Source organism: Aquabacterium sp. (assembly GCF_041915145.1).
Lineage (GTDB): Bacteria > Pseudomonadota > Gammaproteobacteria > Burkholderiales > Burkholderiaceae_C > Aquabacterium.
In genome coordinates this window covers 1-14,191 of record NZ_JAYSBZ010000017.1, presented here as the reverse complement: position 1 = coordinate 14,191, position 14,191 = coordinate 1, and the positions used below count along the sequence as shown (strand labels likewise).

Annotated in this window: 11 protein-coding genes and 1 tRNA gene; 9 read left to right on the top strand and 3 right to left on the bottom strand. The window is 69.0% G+C overall.

The features are described from left to right. The first annotated feature begins 56 nt into the window (after positions 1–56). From ACE3SS_RS04970 to ACE3SS_RS04930, 9 genes are all read left to right on the top strand, one after another. Positions 57–572, top strand: a complete 516-nt coding sequence (locus ACE3SS_RS04970) for a hypothetical protein (RefSeq protein ID WP_374591965.1) — start codon at positions 57–59, stop codon at positions 570–572. A 15-nt stretch (positions 573–587) separates the two neighbouring features. Beyond that, on the top strand, positions 588–1,853 hold the full coding sequence (locus ACE3SS_RS04965; protein WP_374591963.1) for an MFS transporter: 1,266 nt from the start codon (positions 588–590) through the stop codon (positions 1,851–1,853). Then, positions 1,850–2,422 (top strand): DUF3833 domain-containing protein, encoded by a 573-nt coding sequence (locus ACE3SS_RS04960; RefSeq protein ID WP_374591961.1) that lies wholly within the window; start codon positions 1,850–1,852, stop codon positions 2,420–2,422. Before ACE3SS_RS04965 ends, ACE3SS_RS04960 begins: the two co-directional genes overlap by 4 nt. A gap of 18 nt (positions 2,423–2,440) precedes the next feature. Next, positions 2,441–3,214: an SDR family NAD(P)-dependent oxidoreductase gene (locus tag ACE3SS_RS04955; protein ID WP_374591959.1), complete on the top strand. Its 774-nt coding sequence runs from the start codon at positions 2,441–2,443 to the stop codon at positions 3,212–3,214. Positions 3,215–3,216: 2 nt separating this feature from the next. Beyond that, positions 3,217–3,651: a nuclear transport factor 2 family protein gene (locus tag ACE3SS_RS04950; RefSeq protein WP_374591957.1), complete on the top strand. Its 435-nt coding sequence runs from the start codon at positions 3,217–3,219 to the stop codon at positions 3,649–3,651. A 181-nt stretch (positions 3,652–3,832) separates the two neighbouring features. Beyond that, positions 3,833–5,173, top strand: a complete 1,341-nt coding sequence (locus ACE3SS_RS04945) for an MdtA/MuxA family multidrug efflux RND transporter periplasmic adaptor subunit (protein WP_374591955.1) — start codon at positions 3,833–3,835, stop codon at positions 5,171–5,173. A gap of 13 nt (positions 5,174–5,186) precedes the next feature. Further along, positions 5,187–8,279, top strand: a complete 3,093-nt coding sequence (locus tag ACE3SS_RS04940) for an MdtB/MuxB family multidrug efflux RND transporter permease subunit (RefSeq protein WP_374591953.1) — start codon at positions 5,187–5,189, stop codon at positions 8,277–8,279. Then, positions 8,276–11,395, top strand: coding sequence for a multidrug efflux RND transporter permease subunit (locus ACE3SS_RS04935; protein WP_374591951.1), 3,120 nt, complete (start codon positions 8,276–8,278; stop codon positions 11,393–11,395). The genes ACE3SS_RS04940 and ACE3SS_RS04935 overlap by 4 nt, the downstream gene beginning before the upstream one ends. Next, a complete protein-coding gene (locus tag ACE3SS_RS04930; RefSeq protein WP_374591949.1) occupies positions 11,392–12,828 on the top strand; it encodes an efflux transporter outer membrane subunit in 1,437 nt (478 codons plus the stop codon). Before ACE3SS_RS04935 ends, ACE3SS_RS04930 begins: the two co-directional genes overlap by 4 nt. A 75-nt stretch (positions 12,829–12,903) precedes the next feature. Here ACE3SS_RS04930 and ACE3SS_RS04925 read toward each other — a convergent pair. From ACE3SS_RS04925 to fdx, 3 genes are all read right to left on the bottom strand, one after another. Further along, positions 12,904–12,978 (bottom strand) — tRNA-Val (locus ACE3SS_RS04925). 70 nt (positions 12,979–13,048) lie between these two features. After that, complete coding sequence (gene dnaQ / locus ACE3SS_RS04920) at positions 13,049–13,771, bottom strand: DNA polymerase III subunit epsilon (RefSeq protein WP_374591947.1); 723 nt, start codon at positions 13,769–13,771, stop codon at positions 13,049–13,051. A 15-nt stretch (positions 13,772–13,786) separates the two neighbouring features. Then, positions 13,787–14,125 (bottom strand): ISC system 2Fe-2S type ferredoxin, encoded by a 339-nt coding sequence (fdx, locus tag ACE3SS_RS04915; protein WP_374591945.1) that lies wholly within the window; start codon positions 14,123–14,125, stop codon positions 13,787–13,789. Between the last annotated feature and the right edge of the window lie 66 nt (positions 14,126–14,191).

Sequence of the window (14,191 nt, the reverse complement as noted above, 5' to 3'; positions counted from 1 at the left end):
CCCTGGCGATGGGCCTGATGTGTGCGTCGCCTTCCCACTCTTCACCCCTCCTTGTCATGACCACCTCGTCCCTCACCTCCGTGGCCGCGCCAACGCCCGTCGCTCCGCCCGAAGTGCGCGCCGCCTTGCCGCAAGCGCGCCTGGTCGGATCGGGCACGCTGCGCTTCTTCGGCCTGCTGGTCTATGAAGCGCGACTGTGGGCCGCGCCGGGCTTTCAGCCCGATGCCTACGAGCGCCAGCCCTTCGCGCTCGAACTCGAATACGCCCGCAAGCTCGACGGCCCGGCCATCGCCGAGCGCTCGGTGGCCGAGATGCGCCGCGTGGGTCCGTTATCGGACACGCAGGCCCGCTCCTGGCTCGGCTTGATGCTGCAGGCCTTCCCGAACGTGGTGGCGCAAGACCGGCTGGTGGGCCTGAACGACGGACAAGGCGGCGTGCGCTTCATGCACAACGGCCGCCCCACGGCCCAGACCACCGACGCCGACTACGCGCGGTTGTTCTTCGGCATCTGGCTGCACCCGCAAACCTCGGCGCCCGCCCTGCGCCGCGCCCTGATCGGCGCCGAGCGCTGAACGCCGCCCCACGCCATGAGCCCCCCGCTGCACGTTGCTGATGGCTGGCGTTACGGCGCGCTGGCGCTGCCGCTGGCGTTCGTGTCGCTGCCGCTGTATGTGACGCTGCCGCATCACTACGCCCAGCAGTTCGGTGTGCCGATGGCCGCGCTCGGCGGCGTGCTGCTGACCACCCGGGCGCTCGACGCCCTGTTCGACCCCTGGATCGGCCGCTGGGTAGACCAGCACTTCGCCGCCAGTCCCGCGCACGTCTTGCTCGTGGCTGCGGGTGCCGCCGTCTGCATGGCCCTCGGCTTCGCAGCCTTGTGGCACCCGCCGCTCGGTGAGCCCGGCACCACGCTCGCGTGGCTCGGCGCAGCCCTGCTGCTCACCTACGCCGCCTTCAGCGTGCTCTCGGTGGTGCACCAGGCTTGGGGCGCGCGCTGGGGTGGCGCGGCCGGCCAACGGGCCCGCATCGTCGCTTGGCGCGAAGGCGCCGCCCTGGTGGGCGTGGTGCTGGCCAGCGTGCTGCCGCGCGCCATCGGCTTCGATGCCACCAGCGTCGTCCTCGCCGCCGCCCTGGCCGCCGGCTGGTGGTGGCTGGGCCGCACGCCCCATCCCCTTGCCGCCACGGCGCCTGACGAGCCCGCCGCACCGACCGCGTCGCCCTGGTCGTCGCCAGCGTTCCGGGCCTTGCTGGCGGTGTTCATGGTCAACGGCGTGGCCAGTGCCATCCCGGCCACGCTGCTGCCCTTCTTCGTCGCCGACCGGCTGGGCGCGCCCGCGGCCGAGCCTGCCTGCCTGCTCGTGTACTTCGTGTGCGCGGCGGTGGGGCTGCCCGCGTGGGTCCGGCTGGTGCCCCGCATCGGCCTGGCGCGCACCTGGCTGACCGGCATGGCCCTGAGCGTGCTCGCCTTTGGCGGTGCCCTGCTGCTGCGCACCGGCGATGTCGCGCCCTTCCTGGCGGTGTGTGCCGCCAGCGGCCTGGCCCTGGGGGCCGACCTGGCCGTTCCCGGCGCGCTGCTCACCGGCGTGGCGCACAGCCACGGCGCCCGCGGCGCCCACGAGGGTCAGTACTTCGGCTGGTGGGCCTGCGCGACCAAGCTCAATCTGGCGGCGGCAGCCGGCGTCGTGCTGCCCCTGCTCGAATGGGTCGGCTACCGCAGCGGCTCGCAGCAGCCGGGCGCCTTGCAGGCCCTGAGCCTCACTTACGCAGCCTTGCCCTGCGTCTTCAAGATCCTGGCCGCCGGCGCGCTCTGGCGTGCCATGCACCGCCACCCTGCTCTGGGAGTTCACGCATGAACACACTCACCCGACTCGGGCGCCACGCCGTGGCGTCGATCACCACGCTCGTCAAACTGGCCGCGCTCGCCTGCGCCCTCAGCCTGGCCGGCTGCGGCAGCCCGCTGGTCAGCGACTACGCGCTCGAACGGCCCCAGCTCGACCTGCGCGACTACTTCAACGGCCCGGTCACCGCGCACGGCATGTACACCGACCGCAACGGGCGCATCGTCAAACGCTTCATCGTCAAGATGGCCTGCTCCTGGCAGGGCGACGACGGCACGCTCGACGAAGCCTTCACCTACAGCGACGGCAGCACGCAGCGGCGCGTGTGGCATCTCAAGCGCCTGGCCGACGGCCGCTATGAAGGCCGCGCGGACGACGTGGTCGGCGCGGCGCATGGCGAAGCCGGCGGCAACACCTTCAACTGGCGCTACACGCTGGCGCTGCCCGTCGATGGGCGGACCTGGGACGTGCAGTTCGACGACTGGATGGTGCTGATCGACGAGCGCACGCTGCTCAACAAGGCCGAGATGAGCAAGTTCGGCGTGCGCCTGGGCGAGGTCACCTTGTCGTTCACCAAGGGCTGACATCAAGGGCTGACCACCATGCCACTCAACACCAAGATCACCAGTTGGGACGGCCGCGTCGCGTGGGTCGTCGGCGCGTCGTCGGGCATCGGCCGGGCGACGGCGCACGAGCTGCATGCGCGGGGCGCCACGGTCATCGTGTCCGCCCGCAACGCGGCCGCGCTGGACGCCTTCGTGGCGCAACACCCCGGCAGCATCGCCCTGCCGCTCGATGTGGGCGACGCCCCCGCCTTGCAAGCCGGCGCGCAGCAGATCCTGCGCCGGCACGGTGCCATCGACCTCGCGCTCTACTGCGCCGGCCACTACCTGGCGCAGCGGGCCACGGCCTTCAATTTGGCCGAGATGCTGCGCCACCAGCACATCAACTACGTGGGCGCGCTGCACCTGCTGCAGGCCGTGCTGCCCGGCATGATCGCGGCGCGCTCGGGCCACATCAGCCTGGTCGGGAGCGTGGCGGGCTACCGCGGGCTGCCGCGCTCGCTGGCCTACGGGCCCACCAAGGCGGCGCTGAACAACCTCGCCGAATCGCTGTATCTCGACCTGCATCCGCTCGGCATCGGCGTGTCCATCATCAACCCCGGCTTCGTGCAAACCCCGCTGACGCAGCAGAACGACTTCACGATGCCGGCGCTGATCACGCCCGAGCAGGCGGCCCAGCACATCGTGCGCGGCTGGGCCCGGGGGCGCTTTGAAATGCACTTCCCGCGGCGCTTCACGGCCTGGATGCAGTTGCTGCGCCACCTGCCCGCGCCGCTCTACTTTCGCGCCGTGCAGCGCACCACCGGAGCCTGACGATGGCCGACCCGCGCACCGCCCGCGTCGTGCAGCATTTCGAGGCGCTGACCCCGCACACGCTGCCCGCGCTGCTGGCGCTGTATGCCCCCGAGGCGCGCTTCAAGGATCCGTTCAACGACGTGCAAGGTCTGCCCGCGATCGAGGCGATCTTTCAGCACATGTTCGACACGCTCGACGCACCGCGCTTCACGGTGCGGCTCGCCGTGACCGAAGGCGACGATGCCTTCCTGACTTGGGATTTCACCTTCCAGCGCCGCGGCAGCAGTCAGCCCTGGCGCATCCACGGCAGCACGCACCTGCACTTCGCACCCGATGGCCGGGTGGCCCTGCACCGCGATTACTGGGACGCGGCCGAAGAGCTCTACGCCAAGCTGCCCCTGCTCGGGGCGCTGATGCGCTGGCTGCAAAACCGATTGCGCGTGGCCGCCCGCTGACCCGTGGCGGGCACGGCGCCATCGCCCCAGACGCGGGGCCACAATGGCTGACTTCGGCCTGGCACCCCGCTCGAGCAACAGAGCGTTTACGTGCCAGCCAGACAATCAGCACACCCCGGCCGCTTCGAGCGGCACGCCGTGATGGGCCGGGCATCCTGTCGACTTCACCCTCCGCTGTCTCATGACTCGCACAGATCGCCTCTCCCACCTCGTCGCCGGCTCTCGCAGCGTTCACCCTCAGGCCTGGCAAGGCAAGGTGTCTCCCTGGTTGCTGGGGCTGGTCGTGGCAGCCGGCGCGGCGGGCAGTTGGTGGTGGGCCCAGCACCGCACCGGGGCCGATGCCCCCGCCGCCCCCGCCGCCGCAACCAGCGGCGCCCAGCCCGGCGGGCCGGGTGGCTCGGGCGGACGACGCTTCGGCGGCAGCGACCGGCCGCAGCCCATCTCGGTCGGCACGGTGCGGCGGCAGGACGTGCGCGTCAGCGTGCAGGCCATCGGCACCATCGTGGCGGCCAACACCGCCGTGGTCAAAGCCAAAGTGGACGGCGAGCTGCAAGCCCTGCGCTTCAAGGAAGGCCAGCTCGTGAAAGCCGGCGCCGTGCTGGCCGAGATCGACCCCCGGCCGTTCCAGATCGCGCTGGCGCAAGCCCAGGGGCAACTGGCGCGCGACCAGGCCCAGTTGAAGAACGCGCAGATCGATCTCGAGCGCTTTCGCGATCTGCTGTCGAAAGACGGCATCGCCAAGCAGCAGGTCGATACCCAGGCCGCACTGGTGCAGCAGCTGCAAGGCACGGTGCAGTCCGACCAGGCCCAGGTGGACAACGCCAAACTGCAGCTCTCGTACACCCGCGTGGTGGCGCCCATCTCGGGCCGGGTCGGCCTCAAGCAGGTGGACCTCGGCAACATCGTGCACGCCAGCGACGCCAACGGCCTGCTGACCATCACCCAGGTGCAGCCCGCCTTCGTGGTGTTCGCCGTGCCCGACACGCACCTGCCGCGCATCAACGCGCAGCTCAAGGCGGGCACCCTCTTGCCGGTGCAGGCCTGGGACCGCGAACAGCAGCACCGGCTGGCCGAAGGCCAGGTCAGCAGCCTCGACAACGCGATCGACACCGCCACCGGCACGATCAAGCTCAAGGCCCAGTTCGCCAACGCCGACGGCGGCCTCTACCCCAACCAGTTCGTCAACGTGCGCCTGCAGCTCGACACCCTGCCCGACGCCTTGACCGTGCCGGCCGCCGCCCTGCTGCGCGGCGCGCAAGGCACGTTTGTCTACGTGGTCAACCGCGACAAGACCGTCAGCGTGCGCCGCGTGGTCGCGGGCCCGGGCGATGGCGAGCGGGTCAGCGTGCAGGGCGGTGCGCCCGACGCCCTGCAGCCAGGCGACACCGTGGTCACCGATGGCGTGGACCGCCTACGCGACGGCGCCAAGGTCGAGGTGATCGTGCCCGGCGCGGCCGACGCAGCCAACCGGGCCGCCAGCGGCGCCCAATCGGGCCGCCACGGCAAGCATTCGGCACCGTGACGCGGGCGTCGGCATGAACCCGTCTCGCCTCTTCATCGAGCGCCCGGTCGCCACCTCGCTGCTGATGGTGGCGGTGCTGCTCGCCGGGCTGCTCGCCTTTCGGCTGCTGCCGCTGTCGGCCCTGCCCGAGGTGGACTACCCCACCATCCAGGTCAGCACGCTCTACCCCGGCGCCAGCCCCGATGTGATCGCCACCAGCGTCACCGCGCCGCTGGAGCGCCAGTTCGGCCAGATGCCAGGGCTCACGCAGATGTCGTCGAGCAGCTCGGGCGGCGCCTCGGTGATCACGCTGCGCTTTTCGCTCGACATCTCGCTCGACGTGGCCGAGCAGCAAGTGCAGGCCGCCATCAACGCCGGCGCCAACCTGCTGCCCGGCGACCTGCCCATGCCGCCCACCTACAGCAAGGTCAACCCGGCGGACGCCCCCATCCTGACCATCGCGGTAACGTCGCCGTCACTGCCCGTCATCAAGGTGTACGATCTGGTTGAAAGCCGGCTGGCGCAGAAGATCTCGCAGACGCCCGGCGTGGGGCTGGTGAGCATCGCGGGCGGACGGCGCCCGGCCGTTCGCATCCAGGTCAACCCGAGCGCGCTGGCCTCGCTGGGCTTGTCCACCGAAGACCTGCGCACCGCCATCGGCAACGCCAACGTCAACCAGGCCAAGGGCAGCTTCGATGGCGTGGCGCGCGCCTCGACGCTCGACGCCAACGACCAGCTCAAGACCGCTGCCGAGTACGCCAACCTCGTCATCGCCTACAAGTCGGGCGCGCCGATCCGCCTGAAAGACGTGGCCACGCTGGTAGACGACGCCGAGAACACCAAGCTCGGGGCCTGGGCCAACACGCGCGCCGGCGTCATCCTCAACGTGCAGCGCCAGCCCGGCGCCAACGTGATCGAGACGGTAGACCGCGTGAAGGCGCTGTTGCCGCAACTGCAGGCCACGCTGCCGGCGTCGATCGACCTGCGCGTGCTCACCGACCGCACCGTCACCATCCGCGCCTCGGTGCACGACGTCGAATTCGAGCTGATGCTGGCCATCGCGCTGGTGGTGATGGTGATCTTCGTGTTCCTGCGCAGCGCCTCGGCCACGGTGATCCCGGCGGTAGCGGTGCCGCTGTCGCTCGTCGGCACCTTCGGCGTGATGTACCTCGCGGGCTTCTCGATCAACAACCTCACCTTGATGGCCTTGACCATCTCGACCGGCTTCGTGGTGGACGACGCGATTGTCATGATTGAGAACATCGCCCGCTACGTCGAAGAAGGCGAGCACCCCTTTGCCGCCGCGCTCAAGGGCTCGCAGCAGATCGCCTTCACCATCATCTCGCTCACGATCTCGCTGATCGCGGTGCTGATCCCGTTGCTGTTCATGGGTGACGTGGTCGGCCGCCTGTTCCACGAGTTCGCCGTCACGCTGGCCGTGTCCATCCTGATCTCGGCCTTCGTCTCGCTCACGCTCACGCCGATGATGAGCGCGCGGCTGCTCAAGCACACGCCCGAGAGCAGCCACGGCCGGCTCTACCAGGCCGTGGGCCGCACGCTCGACCGGCTCATCGCCGTCTACGACCGCGCCCTCACCTGGGTGCTCAACCACCAACGGCTCACGCTGCTGGGCTTCGGGCTCACGCTGGCGCTCACGGCGGTGCTGTACCTGGTGGTGCCCAAAGGCTTCTTCCCCGAGCAGGACACCGGCGTGATCCAGGCCATCACCGAGGCCGACCAGTCGATCTCGTACGCCGCGATGGCCGAGCGGCAACAGCGCCTGGCCGAGCTGGTGCTGCAAGACCCTGCCGTCGAGAGCCTGTCGTCCTTCATCGGGGTCGACGGCGCCAACGCCACGCTCAACAGCGGCCGCATGCTCATCACCCTCAAGCCGCACGAGCAACGCCGCGTGGCGGCCAGCGAGGTGATCCGGCGCCTGACGCAGGCCGCGCAAGACCAGCCCGGCATCGCCCTCTACTTGCAACCGGTGCAAGACCTCACCATCGAAGACCGCATCTCGAAGACGCAATACCAGGTCACCCTGAGCTCGCACGATCAGGCCGAGCTCACCACCACCACGGCACGCCTGCTCGACAAGCTGCGCACGCTGCCGCAATTGGCCGACGTGGCCACCGACCTGCAAGACCGTGGCCTGCAAGCCTTTGTGGACATCGACCGCGACGCCTGCGGGCGACTCGGCGTGAGCGTGGCCGCCGTGGACGCCGCGCTCTACAACGCCTTCGGCCAGCGGCTGATCTCGACGATCTTCACGCAGTCGATGCAATACCGCGTGGTGCTCGAAGTGGCGCCCTCGTTTCAAACCGGGCCGCAAGCGCTCGAAGGCTTGTATGTGCCCAGCACCAGCGGCCAGCAGATCCCGCTGTCCAGCGTGGCGCGTGTGAGCGAGCGCACGGCGTCGCTGGTGCTCAACCACATGGCGCAGTTTCCGTCGGCGACGATCTCGTTCAACCTGCCGGCCGGCGTCTCGCTGGGCGAAGCGGTCGAGGCCATCAAGACCGCACAGGCCGAGCTGGGCATGCCGCTGAGCGTGGAGACGCACTTCCAGGGCGCGGCGCGCGCCTTCGAGGCTTCGCTGAGCAACACGCTGTGGTTGATCCTGGCGGCCGTGGTGACGATGTACATCGTGCTGGGCGTGCTGTACGAGAGCACCATCCACCCGCTCACCATCTTGTCCACCCTGCCCTCGGCCGCGCTCGGCGCGCTGCTGGCGCTGCTGGCCTTCAGGCTCGACCTGGGCGTGATCGCCATCATCGGCATCGTGCTGCTGATCGGCATCGTCAAGAAGAACGCGATCATGATGATCGACTTCGCGCTTGAGGCGCAGCGCGAGCAGGGTCTGTCGCCGCGCGACGCCATCCACCAGGCCTGCCTGCTGCGCTTTCGGCCCATCTTGATGACCACGCTCGCCGCGCTGCTGGGCGCGTTGCCCATGATGATCGGCTCCGGCGTGGGCAGCGAGCTGCGACACCCGCTCGGCGTGACCATGGTCGGCGGCCTGATCGTCAGCCAGCTGCTCACGCTGTTCAGCACGCCGGTGATCTACCTGGGCTTTGATGCGCTCATTGCGCGGTTGCGGGGGCCCAGCGCCAGACGAGGCGCAGCATGAATTTTTCGGCGCCGTTCATCAACCGACCGATTGCGACGACCTTGTTGACCATCGGCGTGGCGCTGGTCGGCCTGATCGCGTTCGGCCAGTTGCCCATCGCCCCTCTGCCGCAGATCGACTACCCGACCATCTCGGTCTCGGCCTCGCTGCCCGGCGCCAGCCCCGAGACCATGGCCGCCACGGTGGCCACGCCGCTCGAGCGTGCCTTGGGCAGCATCGCCGGCGTCAACGAGATCACCTCGTCCTCGTCGCTCGGCAGTACGCGAGTCACGCTGCAGTTCGACCTCGACCGCGACATCAACGGCGCCGCGCGCAATGTGCAGGCGGCCATCAACGCGGCGCGGTCGCTGTTGCCCAGCGGCTTGCCGAGCAACCCGACGTATCGCAAGGTCAACCCGTCCGAGCCGCCGATCATGGTGCTCGCGCTCACGTCCGACACCTTGCGCCCGGCGCAGATGTACGACGCCGCTTCCACCGTGCTGGCGCAGCGGCTCGCGCAGGTCAAGGGCGTGGGTGACATCTCGGTGGGCGGTGGCTCGCTGCCCGCCGTGCGCGTCGAGCTCGACCCGAACCGCCTGGCGTCCAACGGTATCGCGCTCGATCAGGTACGCCTGGCGCTGGTGGCCGCCAACGCCAACCGCCCCAAGGGCCAGGTCGAAGACGACACCCGCCTGTGGCAGATCGGCGCCAACGACCAGGCCCGCACCGCCAGCGAATACGGCCCGCTGGTGCTGAGCTACCGCAACGGCGCCGCGGTGCGCCTGCAAGACGTGGCCAGCGTGCGCGACTCGGTGCAAGACGTGCGCGCCTACGGTCTGGCCAACGGCCGCCCGGCCATCGTGCTCGTCATCCAGAAAGCGCCGGGCGCCAACATCATCGAGACGGTGGACAGCATCAACGCCATGCTGCCGCTGCTGCGCGCGTCGATCCCGGCGGGCATCGACCTGAACGTGATGATGGAGCGCACCCGCACCATCCGCGCCTCGCTGCGCGACGTCGAGATCACGCTGGCCCTGTCGCTGGTGCTGGTGGTGCTGGTGGTCTACGCCTTCTTGCGCAGCGCCCGCGCCACGGTGATCCCGGCCATCGCCATGCCCGTGTCGCTGGCCGGCACCTGCGGCGTGATGTATTTGCTGGGCTACAGCATCGACAACCTCTCGCTGATGGCGATGACGGTGGCCACCGGCTTCGTGGTGGACGACGCCATCGTGGTGCTCGAAAACATCTCGCGCCACATCGAGCGCGGCAAGACGCCGCTGCAGGCCGCGCTCGACGGCGCCCGAGAGATCGGCTTCACGGTGGTGTCGATCAGCCTGTCGCTGCTGGCGGCGTTCATCCCGATCCTGTTCATGGGCGGCATCGTGGGCCGGCTCTTTCGCGAGTTCGCGGTGGTGCTGTCGGTGGCCATCCTGGTGTCGATGGTGGTGTCGCTGACCACCTCGCCGATGCTCGCCGCGCGGCTGCTCGCCCCCCGACGCGCGACCACCGCAACGCCGGGGGCCGTGGGTCGTTGGCTCGCTGCCGTCCAATTAGCCTTGCTGCGCGGCTACCGCCGCTCGCTGCGCTGGACGCTGCGGCACCAGCCGGTCGCGCTGCTCGCGCTGGGCGGTGTGATCGCGCTCAACGTGCATCTCTACGCGGCCATCGAGAAGGGCTTCTTCCCGCAGCAGGACACCGGCCGCGTCATCGGTTCGGTCACGGCCGACCAGGGCAGCTCGTTCCAGTCGATGAAGACCAAGCTCGACACCTTCATGGCCATCGTGCGCGCCGACCCGGCCGTGGAGAACGTCACCGGTTTCACCGGCGGTGGGCAGCGCAACAGCGCCCGCCTGTTCATCATGCTCAAGCCGCTGCGCCAGCGCGATGCGTCGGCCGAGCAGGTGATCGACCGCCTGCGCCCCAAGCTGAGCAAGGTGGCGGGCGCCAGCCTGTATCTGCGCGCGGCGCAAGACATCCGCATCGGCGCGCGGGATTCCAGCTCCGAATACCAATACACCTTGCAGGCCGACGAGCTCGGCGACCTGCGCACCTGGGAGCCCCGAATCAACCGTGCGCTGGGTCGCTTGACCGAGATTGCCGACGTCGACAGCGACCAGCAAGACAGCGCCCCGCAGACTTCGCTGCTGATCGACCGCGACGCGGCCAGCCGACTCGGGCTGAGTATGCGCGACATCGACAACACGCTCAACGACGCCTTCGGCCAACGCCAGGTGGGCGTGATCTACAACCCGCTCAATCAATATCGCGTGGTGATGGAGTTCGCCCCCGAGCACCTGCAAAGCCCCGACACCTTGCAGCACCTGTACTTCACGTCAGGCTCGGGGCAGCCGATCCCGCTGGCCGCGTTTGCCCGCGTCGAGCCCACGCTCGCTCCGCTGTCGGTGAGCCACCAGAAGGGCACGCCGGCCAGCACCATCAGCTTCAATCTCACGGCGGGGCATTCCCTGTCAGACGCCACCGCGGCGATTCAGAACGCCGTGGCCGAGCTGGGCGTGCCCGTGTCGATCCGCGGCACCTTCGAGGGCACGGCCAGCGCGTTCCAAAAATCGCTGCAAAGCCAGCCGCTGCTGATCCTGGCCGCCATCGTGGCGATCTACCTGGTGCTGGGCATGCTCTACGAGAGCCTGATCCACCCGATCACCATCTTGTCCACCTTGCCCTCGGCGGGCGTGGGCGCCTTGCTGGCGCTGATGCTGTTCAAGACCGAGTTCTCGATCATCGCGATGATCGGCGTGGTGCTGCTGATCGGCATCGTCAAGAAGAACGCCATCATGATGATCGACTTCGCCATCGCCCGGCAGCAGCGCGCCCGCCAGCGCGGCGCCACGCTCAGCGCGGCGCAGGCCATCCACCGCGCGGCGCAATGGCGGCTGCGGCCCATCCTGATGACCACCCTGGCCGCGCTGTTCGGCGCCATCCCGCTGGCCATCGGTTTCGGCGAAGGCTCCGAACTGCGCCGCCCGCTCGGCATGGCCATCGTCGGCGGGCTGGCGCTGAGCCAGCTGCTCACGCTCTACACCACGCCGGTGGTCTTCGTCTGCATGGACCGCCTGAGCCGCCGCCGGGCGCCCTCGCGGCCTGCCGCCGCGCCCGCCACCTTGCCTGTATCCGCATGAACGACTTGCCGAACCACCCGCGTCGCCGCCTCACGTCTGTCGCCAGCTGCATCGTGCTCGGCTGGGCCTTGTCCGGCTGCACCCTCACCCGCGTCGACCCACCCGCGCCCGCCTCACCGTCCGCCGCGTTCAAGGAGCAAGGCTTGTGGGTGCAGGCCGGGCAACACGCCGATGCCGAGTCCGCCCCCGATGCCTGGTGGCAGCAGTTCAACGACCCCGTGCTGAACGAGCTGCAAGCGCGGCTGGTGGTGGGAAACGAGAACCTGCGCGCGGCCCTGGCGCAAGTCGATGCCGCACGCGCTGCGCTGGGCACCAGCCGCGCCGCGCAAGCCCCCTCGGTGACGGCCACGCTCGAAGGCGACCGCTCCCGCTCGGTGGCGACGGGCAGCGCGCCGTCCACCCTCAAGAACAGCGTGGCCTTGAGCGGCACCGCCACGTGGGAACTCGACCTGTGGGGCCGCCTGGTCCACGCCACCGAGGCTGCGCAAGCCCGCTACCAGGCCAGCGCCGATGACCTCGCCGCCGTGCGCTTGTCGGCCCAGGCCACGCTCACGCAGACCTATCTTGCGCTACGCGCGGCCGAGGCGCAGCAGGCGCTGTACGAGCGCACGGTGGCGGTCTACCAACGCTCGCTCGAATTGACCCAGGCGCGCTACCAGGCCGGCGTCGCGCCGCAGACCGATGTGCTGCAGGCGCAAACGCAACTCAAGACGGCGCAGGTGCAAAGCCTCGACACCGCCGCGCAGCGCACCCAGCTCGAACACGCCATCGCCGTGCTGCTCGGCCAGCCGCCCTCGGGCTTGTCGCTCGAGCGCACGGCCGCCCTGCCCACGCCCCCCGCCGTGCCGCGCTTCGTGCCGGCCACGCTGCTCGAACGCCGCCCTGACATCGCCGCAGCCGAGCGCCGCGTGGCGGCGGCCTACGCGCAGATCGGCGTGGCGCGCGCCGGCTACTTCCCCGACCTCACGCTCTCGGCCACCGGCGGCTACCGGGGCTCGGGCCTGAGCCAGTTGCTCACGGCGCCGCATCTGTTCTGGTCCGTCGGCCCCGCGCTCGCGCAAAAGATTTTTGATGGTGGCGCCACGCGCGCTGCCTGCGAGCAGGCCCAGGCCAACGCCGACCAGGCCAGCGCCACCTACCGGCAAACCGTGCTGACCGCGCTGCAGGAGGTCGAAGACAACCTCGTGCTGGCCGACCAGTTGAGCCGCGAAGCCGCGCTGCAACGCGAGGCCCTGCAAGCGGCGCAGCGCAACCTCGAGATCACGCAGAACCAATACCGCGTGGGCACCGTCGGCTACCTGAACGTCGTCACCGCCCAGGCGGCCGCCTTGACCAGCGAACGCTCGCTGCTCGACGTGCAGGCGCGACAACTCAACGCCGTCAACCAACTACTGAAGAACCTGGCCGGACGCTGGGAGCGCGCCGCCGAGTAACGCGCGCCCGCATTCACCTCCGCGAAACGCCCAAAACAAAAGGCGCCTCATGGGCGCCTTTGCTTGAAATATTGCTGGTGGGCGGTGCAGGGTTCGAACCTGCGACCCCTGCCGTGTGAAGGCAGTGCTCTACCACTGAGCTAACCGCCCAGCAAGACAGCTATTCTAACACGGCTTTCTGATTTCGCAACTCCCGTTGGGCGCAAGTCGATCGCACGCCTCAAGCCGCCGAAGCGGGCGCCGCCTCGCGCGTCCAGAGCGTCTTGCCGCCGCTGGCTTTGTCGAGGTCCTGCAGCATGGCCGCGTGCGCGGCCAGTTCGTCGGCCGTGGGTTCAAGCACGATCAACTTGAACTGGCTGAGGTCGGTGTCGGCCACCGCCACCGTGTTGTCGCTCGACTCGACGGCATCGATGACCAGGCTGTCCTGGCCGCGAGTCATGTTGATGTAGACCTCGGCCAGCAGCCCCGCGTCGAGCAAGGCGCCGTGCAGCGTGCGGTTGGAGTTGTCCACCTCCAGGCGCTTGCACAAGGCGTCGAGCGAGTTCGACTTGCCCGGGAACATCTCGCGCGCCATCAACAGGCTGTCGGTGATGGCGCCGGCGATCTCGGCGAACGGCGGGCGCGCCAGTCGACGCAGCTCGGCATTCAGGAAGCCGACGTCGAAGCCCGCGTTGTGGATGATGATCTCGGCGCCTTCGAGATATTCAAGCAGCTCGTCGGCAATGGCCGCGAACACCGGCTTGTCGGCCAGAAACTCGTCCGTCAGGCCGTGGATCTTGACCGCGTCTTCGTGGTTGGCCCGCTCGGGGTTGATGTAGAAGTGCTTGTTGTTGCCGGTGAGCTTGCGGTTCACCATCTCGACGCAACCGACTTCGATGATGCGGTCACCCGAATCCGGGCTCAGGCCGGTGGTTTCGGTATCCAGAAAAATCTGGCGAGTCATGTCAGCCCCTGTGCCTCAGTGATTTTCTTTGGCGTGGTTGATCGTGTATTTGGGAATTTCAACGACCAGATCCTGCTGCGCCACGATGGCCTGACAGCTCAGGCGCGAATTGGGCTCCAGGCCCCAGGCGCGGTCGAGCAGATCTTCTTCGGTTTCTTCCATCTCGCCCAGCGACTTGAAGCCCTCCCGCACGATGACGTGGCAGGTGGTGCAGGCGCAGCTCATGTCGCAGGCGTGCTCGATGTTGATGTGGTTTTCGAGCAGGGCCTCGCAGATCGTGGTGCCAGGCGTCACGTTGATCGTGGCGCCTTGCGGGCAGTACTCGGCGTGGGGCAGGATCTTGATGGTGGTCATGCGGTGCAGCGGTTCAGATCTCGTTGACGTTGCGGCCTTCGAGCGCGTGGCGAATGCCGCGGTTCA

Coding starts and splice junctions, on each gene's coding strand:
- ACE3SS_RS04970 (WP_374591965.1), top strand. CDS start 57: ATGACCACCTCGTCCCTCACCTCCGTGGCCGCGCCAACGCCCGTCGCT.
- ACE3SS_RS04965 (WP_374591963.1), top strand. CDS start 588: ATGAGCCCCCCGCTGCACGTTGCTGATGGCTGGCGTTACGGCGCGCTG.
- ACE3SS_RS04960 (WP_374591961.1), top strand. CDS start 1,850: ATGAACACACTCACCCGACTCGGGCGCCACGCCGTGGCGTCGATCACC.
- ACE3SS_RS04955 (WP_374591959.1), top strand. CDS start 2,441: ATGCCACTCAACACCAAGATCACCAGTTGGGACGGCCGCGTCGCGTGG.
- ACE3SS_RS04950 (WP_374591957.1), top strand. CDS start 3,217: ATGGCCGACCCGCGCACCGCCCGCGTCGTGCAGCATTTCGAGGCGCTG.
- ACE3SS_RS04945 (WP_374591955.1), top strand. CDS start 3,833: ATGACTCGCACAGATCGCCTCTCCCACCTCGTCGCCGGCTCTCGCAGC.
- ACE3SS_RS04940 (WP_374591953.1), top strand. CDS start 5,187: ATGAACCCGTCTCGCCTCTTCATCGAGCGCCCGGTCGCCACCTCGCTG.
- ACE3SS_RS04935 (WP_374591951.1), top strand. CDS start 8,276: ATGAATTTTTCGGCGCCGTTCATCAACCGACCGATTGCGACGACCTTG.
- ACE3SS_RS04930 (WP_374591949.1), top strand. CDS start 11,392: ATGAACGACTTGCCGAACCACCCGCGTCGCCGCCTCACGTCTGTCGCC.
- dnaQ (WP_374591947.1), bottom strand. CDS start 13,771: ATGACTCGCCAGATTTTTCTGGATACCGAAACCACCGGCCTGAGCCCG.
- fdx (WP_374591945.1), bottom strand. CDS start 14,125: ATGACCACCATCAAGATCCTGCCCCACGCCGAGTACTGCCCGCAAGGC.